The organism is Stenotrophomonas sp. CFBP8980, assembly GCF_034046095.1.
GTDB lineage: Bacteria > Pseudomonadota > Gammaproteobacteria > Xanthomonadales > Xanthomonadaceae > Stenotrophomonas > Stenotrophomonas lacuserhaii.
This window is the reverse complement of record NZ_JAXCXF010000002.1, coordinates 201464-215419: the sequence shown is the minus strand read 5'-3', so window position 1 is coordinate 215419 and position 13956 is coordinate 201464. Positions and strand designations below refer to the sequence as shown.

Genomic DNA, 13956 nt, shown 5'->3' with positions numbered 1-13956 from the left:
CCGATGAGCGCGCCGCCGCGCCTGCGACTGCGAAGGATCCGCCGTCTTGCCCTGTACGCGTCCGCCATCACTCTGGTGGCGGTGGCGTTGCTGGTCGGTACCTTCAGCCAGCTGCTGCCGCTGGCTGAGCGCCACCCGGAACAGATTGCCGCCTGGTTGACCGCACGTGCCGGCCAACCGGTGCGCTTCGATGACCTGAAAGCGCAGTGGACGCGGCGTGGTCCGCTGTTGCAGCTTGACGGCCTGCGTATCGGGGCCGGCGATGGCCTGCGCGTAGGCCAGGCCGAAGTGCAGGTGGCGATGTACGCCGGCCTGCTGCCAGGGCGTTCGTTGACCGAACTGCGCCTGCGGGGGCTGGCGCTGACCCTGCAGCGTGCCGACGATGGACGCTGGAGCGTGCGCGGCCTGCCGAGCCGGCCGGGCAGTGATCCGCTGGAGTCGCTGCGGCGTCTTGGCGAGCTGCAGGTCGAACGCGGCCGCCTGACGGTCGATGCACCGTCACTGGGGCTGCAGGCGACCCTGCCGCGGCTGGACGTGCGGCTGCGGGTCAACGGTGACCGCCTGCGCGTCGGCGTGCGGGCATGGGCCAATGAAGATGCACTGCCGTTGTCGGCGGTGCTGGACGTGGACCGCCGCCTTGGCAATGGCGAGGCCTGGCTGGGCGGGGATCCGGTGGACCTGCAGGCGTGGTCGTCGCTGCTGTCCGGCGCCGGCGTGCAGGTACTACAGGGCCGCGGCGAACTCAACGCGTGGGTCGCCCTGCGTGATTTCCGCCCGGTGATGGTCACCACTGATTCGGACCTGTCCGCGCTGCACCTGTCCGGCGCGCCCACGGCCCACGTGGCGCGGCCGACGCTGGAGGTGGAACGCCTGCAGATGCGCGCGCGCTGGCGTTACAGCGAAGGTGGCTGGCGCGCACAAGCGCCCCTGCTGCGGGTGCGTGCCGATGGCCGCGAACAGGTGCTGGACGGCCTGCTGGTCGGTGCCGGGCAGCACATGGCGCTGGTCGCCGACAACGTGGATGGCAATGTGTTGCTGCGCGGACTGGCACTGACCGATCGGGTCGATGCCGGTCTGCGTGACTGGCTGTACCGCGCCCACCCGCAGGTGCGCGTGCGTTCGCTGCAGGCCCGCGGCGAACGCAACGGTGCGCTGTGGGTGCAGGGCGATCTGGAAACGCTGGCGTTTTCCAGCGTGGACGGCGGGCCGGGACTGGCCGGCGTGGGTGGCCGCTTCCAGGGCGACGCCGAAGGTTTTTCACTGCAGTTGCAGCCGCAGCAGCAACTGCAGTTCGACTGGCCCAAGGGCTTCGGCGTGCGCCATGACGTGCGCCTGGCCGGTGAAGTGGTGGGCTGGCACGACGAAGCCGGTGGCTGGCGCATCGGCACCCCGGCGCTGCGCGTGCAGGGCACCGATTACGCGGCCGACCTGCGCGGCGGGTTGTGGTTCCAGGGCGACGGCACGCGGCCGTGGATGCAGCTGGCGGCGAAGATCGACGATGTGCCGATGACCGCCGCCAAGCGCTTCTGGATCCGTTCGAAGATGAGCGCCAACGCGCGCGATTGGCTGGATACCGCGCTGCAGTCCGGGCGCGTGCGCAACGGCATCGGGCTGGTCACCGGTGATCTGGATGACTGGCCGTTCGACCGCAACAACGGCCGTTTCGAGGCCACCGGGCATATCGAGGACGGCACCATCCGGTTCCAGAAGACCTGGCCGGACATGACCCAGGTGGATGCGGAGATCGCCTTCATCGGCCCGGGCTTCTCGCTCAAGGGCCGCGGCGACCTGGCCGGCGTCAACGTGGATGCGATGGAAGCCGGCATCGAAGATTTCGGCCAGACGCCGCTGTACGTGCGCGCGCAGAGCCGCAGCGAAGCCAGCCGGTTGTTGGCGATGCTGCGGCGCAGCCCGCTGCACGGCCAGTACGGCGACACCCTGGATGCACTCAGCGCCAGCGGTCCGGCCAACGTGGATTTCGACCTGCTGCAGCCGCTGCATCCCGGCCAGCCCGGGCACCTGCAGGGCAGCGTGGCACTGGACGGGGTGAAGCTGTCCGACAAGCGCTATGCGCTGGATTTCGAGGACGTGCGCGGCAGCGCGAAGTACGCCGGTGGCGGCTTCGGTGCCGACAACCTCAGCGTGCGCCACCTCGGCGCGCCGGGTACGTTGAGCCTGCGCGCCGGCGGCTTCGTGCGTGATCCGCAGCTGGCCTTCGAATCGGAGCTGGATGCCAACCTGGACGCCGGCACGCTGCTGGACCGCGCTCCGGAAATGGCGTGGCTGAAGCCCTATATCGAAGGCCGTTCGGACTGGAAAATCGGCGTGGACATGCCCAAGGCGGTGGCTGCGGCGCCGTCTGCGGGCGGCCAGGCAGCGCCGACTCCGCCGGCACGCCTGCACCTGCAGTCCAACCTGGTGGGCACTACGCTGAGCCTGCCGGCGCCCTTGGACAAGCCGGCCGCCGAGGCGCTGGATACCCGCGTGGCGGCGCAGCTGCCGATGGGCGATGGTCGCATCGACGTGGCCTTCGGCGAGCGCCTGGCACTGGCCGCGCGCACCCAGCAGGGCCAGACCGGGGTGCAGGTCACGCTGGGCAGCGCGCGGGTGGACCGCGACCCGCCGGCCAGCGGGCTGGCGGTCAATGGCCGCAGCGGCTCGCTGGATGCGCTGGAATGGATATCCCTGGCGCGTGGTTCGGCCGGCGATGGCAAGGACGCTGGCCCCCCCAGCGACCCGATGCCGCTGCGTTCGGTGGATGTGCAGGTGGCCCAGCTGCTGTTGATCGGCGGGGTGTTCGAACAGACCCGCCTGCAGCTGCGGCCGACCGCCCAGCACCTCGACGTACGCCTGGACGGGCCGTCGCTGGCCGGCCAGCTGCAGGTGCCCAACGCGAGCGGCGGCACCATCAGCGGCACCCTGCAGCGTGTGCATTGGAAGTCGCTGCCGGGCCCGGCGCAGCCGCGTCCGCGCGATGGCGCGCCGATCGTGATGCCCGATGGCCAGGTGATGGCCGCGCGTGTACAGGCCAGTGCCAACGACACGGATCCGGCCGCCATTCCGCCGCTGTCGCTGGACATTGCCGACCTGCAGTTCGGCAAGATCAACCTCGGCCAGGCGGTGGTGCGCACCCAGCCGGTCGCCAACGGGCTGCGCGTACAGCAGCTGGATTTCCGTTCGCCGAAACAGGCCATCGACGTGCGTGGCAACTGGCTGGGCAAGGGGCCTGCGGCGCGTACGGATCTCACCGCGCAGGTGCGCAGCGAAGACCTCGGCGACCTGCTGCGTGACCTGGATTACGGCGGCCAGCTGCGCGGCGGGCAGGGCAGCATCGACCTGCAGGCCGGCTGGGCCGGCGGTCCTTCGGACTTCCAGCTGGGCAACCTGCAGGGCAGCATGAAGGTCGATGCACGCAACGGCCAGCTGCTGGAACTGGAGCCGGGCGCCGGCCGCGTGCTCGGCCTGCTGAGCATCACCCAGCTGCCGCGCCGGCTGATGCTGGACTTCCGCGACTTCTTCTCCAAGGGCTTTGCGTTCAACCAGATCGCCGGCACGCTGGCCTTCGCCGATGGATCGGCCACCACCGACAAGGTGATGATCGAAGGTCCAGCCGCCAACATCCGCATCCGCGGCCGTACCGACCTGCGCGCGCAGCAGTTCGACCAGACCATTGATGTCAATCCACGCTCGGGCAACCTGCTGACGGTGGTGGGCGCAGTGGCCGGCGGCCCGGTGGGCGCCGCGCTCGGCGCAGCCACCAATGCGGTGCTGTCCAAGCCGCTGGGCGAAATCGGGGCCAAGACCTACCGCGTCACCGGCCCCTGGAAAGACCCGAAGGTGGAGGTGGTGGAACGCGATGCGTCCGTGCCGCCCCCGCCCAAGCCGACCGCGCGCTGAGCGCGCCGGCTTTCCCCCCAGCATGACGCGGCTTGCCATGGCCGCGTTTCGCCCCCAGATTGAACACCATGACCGATAACGCCCTCACCCTCGCCACCGACCGCCTGCTGCAGCCCGCCGGGCTGGACGCGGGCACCCTGGAAAACACCTTCGGCCACCTGCTGGGACCGGGCATCGACTTCGGTGACCTGTATTTCCAGCACGCCCGCCGCGAAAGCTGGAGCGTGGAAGACGGCATCGTCAAGGACGGTGCGCATTCCATCGAACAGGGCGTCGGCGTGCGCGCGATTTCCGGTGAGAAGACCGGCTTCGCCTACTCCGATGACATCCACCGCGATGCGCTGTCCAACGCCGCGCAATCGGCCCGCGCGATCTCCCGCGAGGGTGGGGCGCAGACCGGCAAGTCGCTGCTGCGCGGCGATGCCCGCGCCCTGTACCCGGCGCTGGATCCGGTGGACAGCATGGGCAACGAAGCCAAGGTGGAAGTGCTCAAGCGCCTGGACGCCTACCTGCGTGCCGCCGACCCGCGCGTGAAGCAGGTGATGGTGAGCCTGTCCGGCGGCGTGGACACCATCCTGATCGCCCGCAGCGACGGCGTGCTGGGTGCGGACATCCGCCCGCTGGTGCGCTTGAACGTGCAGGTGATCGTGGAGCAGAACGGCCGTCGCGAATCGGGCTATTCCGGCGGTGGTGGTCGCTATGACTACACCGAACTGTTCGCCAGCGGCCGTCCGGAAGCCTTCGCCCGCGAAGCGCTGCGGCAGGCGCTGGTGAACCTGGACGCGGTACCCGCACCGGCCGGCGTGATGCCGGTGGTGCTCGGCCCGGGCTGGCCGGGCGTGCTGCTGCACGAAGCGGTCGGCCATGGCCTGGAAGGCGACTTCAACCGCAAGGGCACCAGCGTGTATGCCGGTCGCCTGGGCGAGCGGGTGGCCTCGCCGGGGGTGACCATCGTCGATGACGGCACGCTGGAAGGCCTGCGCGGCTCGCTCAACATCGATGACGAAGGCCAGCGCACCCAGTGCACGACCCTGATCGAAGACGGCATCCTGGTCGGCTACATGCAGGACTCACTCAACGCGCGCCTGATGGGCATGGCACCGACCGGCAACGGCCGCCGCGAATCGTTCGCGCACCTGACCATGCCGCGCATGACCAATACCTACATGCGCGCCGGGCAGCATGACCCGGAAGAGATGATCCGCTCGGTCAAGAAGGGCCTGTACGCGGTGAACTTCGGTGGCGGCCAGGTCGACATCACCAGCGGCAAATACGTGTTTTCGGCCACCGAGGCCTACCTGATCGAAGACGGCCGCATCACCGCGCCGGTGAAGGGCGCCACGATCATCGGCAACGGGCCGGAAACCATGCAGAAGGTGCGCATGATCGGCAACGACCTGGCGCTGGACCAGGGCGTCGGCATCTGCGGCAAGGATGGCCAGAGCGTACCGGTCGGCGTGGGCCAGCCGTCGCTGCTGATCGATGGACTCACCGTAGGTGGCACCCAGGCGTGATGCCAGCGGTGCCCCTGCCCGGTGGCGCCGCGCGCTTCCCGGCGGTATCCCGGCCCGGTAGCGCCGAGCCATGCTCGGCGGCTTTCCCGGCAGTGCAGGCAGGTAGCGCCGAGCCATGCTCGGCGGCTTTCGCGGCAGTGCAGGCCTCAGTCCTGGCTGTCGTCCGCGTCGTCTTCCACCGCTTCGGCGTCTTCGCCGCTGTCGGCCACGATCAGCCCCAGCGCGGCCGGCAGCATCAGCGTACGCAGCACCTGGAAGATTTCCCGGTAGGCGCGCGGCGGCTTGTTCTTGGCTTTCTCGGCCTGGGCGTTGCGCACCAGCGTGCGCAGCTCCTGGCGATCGGCCTGCGGGTATTCGTCCAGCAGCTTGGACAACGCGGCGTCGCCATCGCTCATCAGCTTTTCGCGCCAGTCTTCGGCCCGGTGCATCATCGCCACTTCGCGGCGGCCGGTATCGCTGTTGGCGTCCAGCGCTTCGCGGATGGCATCCAGCGTGGACTCTTCCTCGCGGCGCATGTGCTTGGCCAGGAACGCCAGCTGCCGCTTGTGCGCGATGTGGGCGGTGATCCGCTTGCATTCGGCGATGTGCGGGAGCAGGTCTTCCGGCACCGGCAGGCGGGCCAGCTGTGCAGGAGTCAGCGAAACCAGCTTTTCGCCCAGCGCAAGCACGTCCAGCGCTTCGTTGCGCTTCTGTTTGCGGCTTTTATCGTGGAATTCACCGGTTTCTTCGTCGCGTCCGCGCATCGTCTTTCCTACTTTCGTAAATACGTCGCCCGGCGCAGTGCCGGGCCCAACCTGTACAGGATAAAGCATTGAACGTCATCGCCCCTGAAGCGGCCGCTGCCGCTGGCACCGAGGCCCGGCTGGAACAGCTGGCCGATATCTCCCAGCAGCTGCTGGACCACGCCCGCCGGCTGGGCGCCAGCCAGGCTGAAGTGTCCTGCAGCGAGGACCGCGGGTTGGACGTGAACGTGCGCCTGGGCGAGGTGGAGACGGTTGAATCCACCGCCGACCGGGGGATCGCGGTCACCGTCTACTTCGGCAAGCGCAAGGGCAGTGCCAGCACCGCCGACCTGCAGCCATCCAGCCTGGTGGCCACGGTGGAGCAGGCCTGCGCGATCGCCCGGCATACCGAAGACGATGCCGCCGCCGGGCTGGCCGACGCCGAGCTGATGGCCCGCGAATTCCCGGAACTGGACAGCTGGCACCCATGGGCGCTGCAGGCCGACCAGGCCATCGACCTGGCGCTGGCCTGTGAGGCGGCCGGCCGCGACAGCGATGCGCGCATCAGCAACACCGATGGCGCCTCGGCATCGACCGGGCAGAGCCTGTCGGTGTATGCCAACTCGCACGGCTTCTTCGGCCGCGAGCGCGGCACTCACCATTCAATCAGCGTGGCGCTGATTGCCGGCCACGGCGACGGCATGCAGCGCGATGGCTGGTACACCAGCGCGCTGGCGCGGGAGGATCTGGAGGACCCGGCCGCAGTGGGCCGCAGGGCCGCCGAGCGCACCATCGCCCGGCTGCAGCCGCGTTCGATGGCCACCAGCAGCATGCCGGTGCTGTTCGCCCCGGAAGTGGCGCGCAGCCTGGTCGGCCACCTGCTGTCGGCGATTTCGGGCGGCGCGCTGTACCGCCAGTCCAGCTTCCTGCTGGACAGCCTGGGCACTTCCCTGTTCCCGGCATGGATGCAGATCGACGAGCTGCCGCACCTGCGTCGTGGCCGCCGCTCGGCCGCCTTCGATGGCGACGGCGTGGCGACCCGGACCTCGGCGATCGTGCGCGATGGCGTGCTGCAGCGCTACATCCTGGGCAGTTATTCGGCGCGCAAGCTGGGCCTGCAGACCACCGCCAACGCCGGTGGCGTGCACAACCTGCAGGTGGCCGCCAGCGCACCGGGGCTGGACCTGCATGCCATCGCCCGCCAGATGGGCAACGGACTGCTGGTGACCGAGCTGATGGGGCAGGGCGTCAACGGCGTGACCGGCGATTACTCGCGTGGTGCCGGCGGCTTCCGCGTGGAGAACGGGGAAATCCTGTACCCGGTGGACGGCATTACCATCGCCGGCAACCTGCGCGACATGTTCCAGTCCATCGAGGCGATCGGCAGCGACGTGGACGTGCGTTCGCATATCGCCATCGGCTCGCTGTTGATCGGCAAAATGACGGTGGCCGGTAACGACTGACGTCGTTATTGGCGTACTCTTGCCGGGCTGCGACGGCCCACGGGGAGTGGGTCGCGCCGACCCTATACCTTAAAAGGAGTTTTCCGTGAGCGAATTCGACAACGTCACCGCCCCGCCGCCGCCGCCGTCCAGCGTGGAGCCGGCCCCGGCCGACCAGCGCACCATGGCACTGGCCGCGCACCTGCTGGGCATCTTCACCTGGTTCATCGGCGCGCTGGTGATCTGGCTGATCAACAAGGACGACGCCAGCAAGGCCTTCGTCACCGACCAGGCCAAGGAAGCGCTGAACTTCCAGATCACCATCGCCATCGCCATGGCGATCTGCGTGGTGCTGATGATCGTCTTCATCGGCGCGCTGCTGATGCCGGTGGTCGGCGTGTTGAACGTGGTGTTCTGCATCATCGCCGCAGTGAAGTCCAACAACGGCGAAGCCTACCGCTACCCGTTCACCCTGCGCCTGATCAAGTAATCACGGTGGGTGACGACCGTTGGTCGTCACGCTCTGAACAAAATGCCCGGCCATGCCGGGCATTTTTTTAGCAATGTAGCGCTGCGCGCTCGCCGAGCATGGCTCGGCGCTACCCGGTTCCCGGATCGGATCGTGGAGTATCAGCCTGCGTTCGGCGGCACCGGCGTGTTGAGCAGCTGCTGTTCCCACAGGTAGGCGATTCCGCTGCCGGTGGCGTGCTGCTTCAGCACTTCGGTCAGTTCGGCTGCGTGCTCGGTACGTGCCCAGTCGCGCTGCCATTCGGCGGCCAGTGCCATCCAGGTCATCATGTTGGCGCCGGCCGCGATCATGCGTTGGATCGCCACCTGGTGGGCCTCGACCGAAACCGCGCCGGAGGCATCGGTGATCACGGTGACATCCCAGCCTTCCCCCAGCGCCTGGATCACCGGCATCGCTACGCAGATCTCGGTCCACAGGCCGGCGATGATCAGCTGCTTGCGGCCGGTGGCCTTTACCGCGTCGACCACCTTCGGGTCTTCCCAGGTATTGATGAGGGTGCGGTCGATGACCTCCTGGCCGGGGAAAACATCGGTGATGTGCGGGAAGATCAGTCCACCGCGATCGGCGATCACGCTGGTCAGGATGGTCGGCACCTTGAAGGCCTTGGCCGCCTTGGCCAGCGCCGTCGCGTTGTTCACCACGGCATGCGGGTCGTGGCTGTTGAGGTTTGCCAGCTGGTAGGGCTGGTGGTCGATGAGGACCAGCACGGAATCTTCAGGGCGGAGCAGCGAGGAAAGGCCGTTGCGGAAGCTCATGGAGTGATCCTGTTGTCGAGGGGTGTGCAGCGAACCCGAACCTTGTCATCCCCCCGTCCGGGGCGGTAGAACCCTTTCCTGCCAAGCTGTGTCGCACAATGGGGAACGCGGGACGGGCCCGGCGTGTGTCAGGCTGGCGAGTGGATCCGGGAGGTCACGGTGGATATCGAAGAACTGCGCACGTTCGTGGAAGTGGCCAACGCAGGCGGCGTTTCGCCTGCCGCGCGCCGGTTGAATGTGTCCAAGTCGATCGTCAGCCGGCGGCTGGCCCGGCTGGAGGCGGAGCTGGGCGTACAGCTGCTGGCACGCACCACGCGCGGTGCGGCGCTGACCGAAGCCGGCGCGACGTTCCGCGACCACGCCGCCAAGGCCTGCGCGGAGATCGATGCGGCGCGCGATGCGATCCTGCCCAGTGGTGATCTGCGCGGGCGCCTGCGGGTTGCCGCTCCGCTGACTTTCGGACCGACCCACTTCGCTTCAGTGTTCGCCGAAATGGCGCGGCGTCATCCGCAATTGCATGTGCACGCGTCCTACAGCGACCGCTTCGCGGACCTGGTGGCGGAGGGTTTCGACTGCGCGATCCGCGTGGGTTACCTGCCCGATTCCAACCTGATCGCCCGCTGCGTGGGACCGCTGTACGGGAAGCTCGTCGCCAGTCCGGCGTATGTGGCGGCGCATGGCGCGCCGGAAACGCCGGACGAACTGTTGGCCCACGAGGCGTTGATGCAGGGCACCGAAGCCTGGCAGTTCCGCGATGGCGATGCCGTGGTGAGCGTGCATCCGCGTGGGCGTTTCAAGGCCGACAACGGTACCGCGCTGATTGCCGCGGCGGTGGCTGGCCTGGGCATCGCCTGGCTGCCCGATGGACTCACCCAGCCGTACCTGGACGCCGGCACGCTGGTGCCGGTGATGCCGCGCTATCCGCCGCCGGCAGCGGGAATCTATGTGATCCGTCCGCCGGGCCCGCACCCCTCGCTGAAGGTGCGGGCGCTGACCGAACTGCTGATTTCCTGCTTCGACGAAGGGCCGCAGGAAGCGGCGTTTCACCGCTAGCTGCTGCGCCAGCCGCGGGTCAGGATGAAATCGAGCACGCCGATGACCAGCAGCGACAGCCCCATCAGCGGGAACAGGATGCCGCCGATGCACAGCAGCGCGAACACGACCGCGACCGTGCGTTTCGCGTGCGGCAGGGGAGGGATGCCGATGCCACCGGCGGGACGGCGTTTCCACCACATCACCGCGCCGCTCACGCACAGCAGGAAGATTGCCGCGCAGGCCATCAGCAGCACCAGCCGGTTGAAGGTGCCGTATTGCTGGCCCAGGTGCACGTTGATGCCCCATTCCAGTCCCCGGCCCAGCGCGCCATAGTCGGCGTAGCCCATGTCCAGCAGGATGCGGCCACTGTACTGGTCCATGTGCACCACGCGTTGCAGGCTGACCTGCTCGGGATAGACCGATGCGGAGTACACCCCCATCGGGCCACGCGGCAGTGCCACGCTGAAACCGCGTGCCATGCCCAGCCCGTTGAAGCGCTCCAGCGCGGCATCGATGCCGATGGCTCCGGGCTGCGGCGAAAGATCCCCGGGCACCATGCCGCCGTGGCCTTCATGGCCCTCGTGCGCCTGCTGCGGTGGCGGCGCGGCGTGCCGTGCAGGGGCGTGGTGCGAGGTCGGCAGCCTTGCCTGCTCCATCGACCAGCTGGGGACGGTGGTATCGGCCAGGCGCTGGTCGGACATCGGCACGTCCACGCGCACGCCCGCCGGGTAACCAGAATTGTGGCCGTTTGCCCAGACGTTGACCTGCTTGCCCCAGACCAGTGACCACGGCATGCCGGTCAGGGCCAGGAACAGCAGCACCGCACCCACCCAAACGCCGGTCACCGCATGCAGGTCACGCCAGAACAGGCGCTGTGCAGGTCGCCCGCGCACGCGGGTGAGGCCGCCACGCTGCCCGCGCGGCCACCACAGGAAAACCCCGGTGATCACCAGCAGGATCGCCCAACCCGCGGCGATTTCGATCAACGCGCTGGCCCGGTTTCCGATCAGATCCAGGCTGTGCAGCCGGCGTACCACGCCGGAGAACGTGCCCTTGTCCGGCAGCGAGCCCAGCACGCGCGCGGTGCCGGGGGCGACGTAGTACACATCGCGCGCTCCATCGGCCTGCTGCACGCCGATTTCCACGCTGCCATCGGCGCGCTCGGGCAGGGTGTAACGGAACGTTCTTCCTGCTGCGATGGCTTCAACGGCGGCGATCTGGGCACTCGCTGATGTGGGCATGCCGTGCGCGGGTTCCACCACTTTCAGATCGTGGTGGATCCAGCGGTCGATCGGTTTCTGGTACAGATACGCCACGCCGGTCACCGCCAGCCATGCGATGAACGGCAGCACGAACAGGCCCGCATAGAAGTGCCACCGCCACACCGCGCGATGGAAGCGCCAGCGATCAGTCGGCCGTGGAGAAGGCGTGGTCTGCATGTCAGATATCCCGTGTCCAGCTCAGGTAGAGCGCGCGTCCATCACCGGGTGAATAACCGGAGGATCCGCTGTCATACCAGGCATACACATAGAAGTGGTCGGTCGCGTTCTTCAGCTGCAGGGCCACGCGGTTACGCTCATCCACATGGTAGGTCGCGCTCAGGTTGACCAGCACGTAGCCGCCATGACGGCCCAGCGCATTGGTGCGTTCCACGAAGTAATCGCCTTGCCCGTTGCCCCATGCGCTGAAGCTCCAGTCCGCACGCGGCGCGTACTCCACGCCGGCACTGGCCAGCCAGTTCGGCACGTTCTCGATCTGCCGGCCACGGGTCTGCGGCGCGCTGGGGTCGGCCACGGTGATGACCGCTTTCTGGCGCGAATACGAGCCCCAAGCCCGCCACTGGTCGTTGGGCTGCCAGCTCAACTGGGCATCCCAGCCGCGCCGCAGCGTCCGGCCGACATTGCCGACCTCATTGGCACCGATCGCGCCGTTGACGCCCAGGATGGTGGCCACTTCATCCGATGCGCGCTGCTCCCAGTACGCCACGCGGGTCTGCAGCCCCGGCAGCGGCGTCCACTTGAGCCCACTCTCCCAGCCTTCATTGCGTGAGGGCAGCACGTTGTTGGCCTGGATACGGTAGGCACCGTTGCCACTGCCGATCTGGAACGTGCGGCCCCAGTTGGCGTATGCCACGGTGCGGGCGCCCAGATCGTAGGACACACTCAACTTCGGCTGTTTGATCAGCCCGTAGTTGTAGGCCGGCGCATGGCTGCCATCGGCGCGGTTGTGGAACCCGCCGTCGATGTGGTCCACCCGGTAGGCCGGTACGATCTTGAGGGCTTCAACCGGCTTGACCACGGCCTGCACATACGCGCCCTGGGTATCCAGGTTGAAGCGCCAGTCACGCAGGGTGGTCTGGCGCTCGCGCGCCACGGTGCGGTAACGGGCGGCGAGATTGTCCTGCCACTGCGCGTCCACGCCGGCATCCAGCACCAGTTCGGCCAACGCCGTGGAAGGTCGCCAGGTGGTGTTGAGGATCACCCCGCGGTGCGTCTCGTCATTGAAGCGCTCCTGCTGTGCGCCGCCGGCGGTGAAGGTCACCCAGCGCTGGTTGCGGTAGTCATTCTGGTAGGCCTTGGCATTCCAGCTCCAGCCGTTGCCCAGCTGGCCATCGGCATGCAGTGCGGTCTGCACGGTCTGGCGTTCACTGCGGTCATCGCGGGCGTAATACGGGGATTGCGTTGGATTGGCCTGCACTTCGGCGTAGCTCAGGTAGCCGGCTTCCAGTGCGGTGTTCTTGTAGTAGCGGGTGCTCAGCCCCGCACGCCATTGGCCTTCTTCGTTGGTGTAGAACCACTTGCCGGCAAAGCTGCGCTGGTTGGATTCGGCATGGTCGCGCTCACCATCGGAGCCGCGCCAGCCGACGAAATAGTTCTGCGCCCACGCGCCCTTTTCGAATCCTTTGGCGATCTGGACATCGCGGGTGCCGAAGCTGCCGACGGTGAGGCTGGCCTGCCCGTCGTTGCCGCCTTGGCGGGTCAGCACATTCACATCGCCGGCGATGGCATGCAGGCCATAGCGGGCATCGTTGGTGCCGCGGACGATTTCCAGTGCGCTGATATCCTGCGGGAACACCGCATCCAGGTGCGGCATGCCGCCGGCATTGTCATTGCTGGGAATGCCGTCGATCAGCAGCTTGACCGCGTTGATGCGGCCTTCGCCGTTGAAGCCGCGGAAGGAGAAGCGACCGGCATCGGTGCCCATCTTGAACTGGGTCACCTGCACGCCGGGGGCGTTCATCAGCAGCTCCCAGCTGTGGTCGACTTTCTGCTGCTGCAGCAGGTCACCGCCGATGACATCCACCGAGGTGAACATCAGGCGCGCCGGCAGCTCCCGGTGCACCGTCGCGCGGGCCTGTACGGTGCCCAGCGTCAATGCGGTTCCATCCTGCGCGATTGCCGGCGTAGGCACGGTGGTCGCGCACGCCAGTGCCGCCAGGATCGCCGTTGGCAGCGGGTGCTTTGATTGAAGTTTTTTCATTGTCCACAACATCGAAATGCCGCGACCGGGTGCGGTCGAGACAGGCAGAAGATCCGGTGCGTCAGCCCGGTGGAAGAGGAATATAGGATTCAGTCACGCGTCGAAACGCAGCGTGCAGCCGCAGGCTGGGGAACTGAATCAGCAGACGATGGCGGGCGGACCGCGGGCGCCCAGCGTGCCCAGCGCAGGAGCGGGCCGGGTCGGGTGACGTGCCGTGATCGTGCAGAAGGCCGTGGGCCAGACGGTGAGCAACAACAGCAACGCCACCAGCAGGCTGATCATGCGCGCGGCGATCAGGCAGTAGTCGCACTCCATGCCCATCTCATGCTTGGCGTGGGGATCGGCGGAAGAGGGTGCTACGGATTCGCTCGACGCCGCGTGGGACGGCGCTTGCGGCGCCGTCATGTCGTGATGCATGGCGTGATGCATATCGTGCGCGCTGGCCGTGTGCGGGTTCGCGGCAGCGTCCATGGGCCCCGGGACAGCGATCGGCGCGGGTTGCTCCGCCAGCGCCCGGCTGATCAGCGGCGCCACCATCACCAAGGCCATGGCCAGGCATGCCCAAGCGTGGAGCCAGCGGTG

10 protein-coding genes are annotated in these 13956 nt (G+C 67.9%); 5 read left to right on the top strand and 5 right to left on the bottom strand.

All coding sequences use genetic code 11. From position 1 onward, the window contains the following. The first annotated feature begins 3 nt into the window (after positions 1–3). Together SOM47_RS06980 and tldD are read left to right on the top strand one after the other, a co-directional pair. Positions 4–3897, top strand: coding sequence for a YhdP family protein (locus tag SOM47_RS06980; protein ID WP_320505169.1), 3894 nt, complete (start codon positions 4–6; stop codon positions 3895–3897). 68 nt (positions 3898–3965) lie between these two features. Next, entirely contained in the window at positions 3966–5411 is a 1446-nt protein-coding gene (gene tldD / locus SOM47_RS06975) for a metalloprotease TldD (RefSeq protein WP_320505168.1), read from the top strand. A 146-nt stretch (positions 5412–5557) separates the two neighbouring features. Here tldD and yjgA read toward each other — a convergent pair whose 3' ends face one another. Continuing rightward, the gene (gene yjgA, locus SOM47_RS06970; RefSeq protein WP_042612247.1) at positions 5558–6154 is read right to left on the bottom strand and encodes a ribosome biogenesis factor YjgA; all 597 of its coding nucleotides are present in this window, start codon (positions 6152–6154) and stop codon (positions 5558–5560) included. A gap of 68 nt (positions 6155–6222) precedes the next feature. Here yjgA and pmbA point away from each other — a divergent pair, with 68 nt between their 5' ends. Next, on the top strand, positions 6223–7596 hold the full coding sequence (gene pmbA, locus SOM47_RS06965; RefSeq protein WP_042612248.1) for a metalloprotease PmbA: 1374 nt from the start codon (positions 6223–6225) through the stop codon (positions 7594–7596). An 85-nt stretch (positions 7597–7681) separates the two neighbouring features. Beyond that, positions 7682–8065, top strand: a complete 384-nt coding sequence (locus tag SOM47_RS06960) for a DUF4870 domain-containing protein (protein ID WP_042612249.1) — start codon at positions 7682–7684, stop codon at positions 8063–8065. Positions 8066–8205: 140 nt separating this feature from the next. On the opposite strand, the gene SOM47_RS06955 is transcribed toward SOM47_RS06960, so the two are convergent. After that, positions 8206–8859 (bottom strand): isochorismatase family protein, encoded by a 654-nt coding sequence (locus SOM47_RS06955; RefSeq protein WP_320505167.1) that lies wholly within the window; start codon positions 8857–8859, stop codon positions 8206–8208. 159 nt (positions 8860–9018) lie between these two features. Here SOM47_RS06955 and SOM47_RS06950 point away from each other — a divergent pair, with 159 nt between their 5' ends. Continuing rightward, a complete protein-coding gene (locus SOM47_RS06950; RefSeq protein ID WP_042612283.1) occupies positions 9019–9912 on the top strand; it encodes a LysR family transcriptional regulator in 894 nt (297 codons plus the stop codon). Here the strand turns inward: SOM47_RS06950 and SOM47_RS06945 are convergent. The 3 genes from SOM47_RS06945 to SOM47_RS06935 all read right to left on the bottom strand — a co-directional run bounded on the left by SOM47_RS06945 (position 9909) and on the right by SOM47_RS06935 (position 13923). Continuing rightward, positions 9909–11333 (bottom strand): PepSY-associated TM helix domain-containing protein, encoded by a 1425-nt coding sequence (locus SOM47_RS06945; RefSeq protein WP_320505166.1) that lies wholly within the window; start codon positions 11331–11333, stop codon positions 9909–9911. The two genes, SOM47_RS06950 and SOM47_RS06945, sit on opposite strands and share 4 nt — an antisense overlap. Before the next feature lies 1 nt (position 11334). Next, entirely contained in the window at positions 11335–13374 is a 2040-nt protein-coding gene (locus SOM47_RS06940; protein WP_320505165.1) for a TonB-dependent receptor, read from the bottom strand. 138 nt (positions 13375–13512) lie between these two features. Then, positions 13513–13923: a hypothetical protein gene (locus tag SOM47_RS06935; protein WP_192083232.1), complete on the bottom strand. Its 411-nt coding sequence runs from the start codon at positions 13921–13923 to the stop codon at positions 13513–13515. Positions 13924–13956 lie beyond the last annotated feature (33 nt).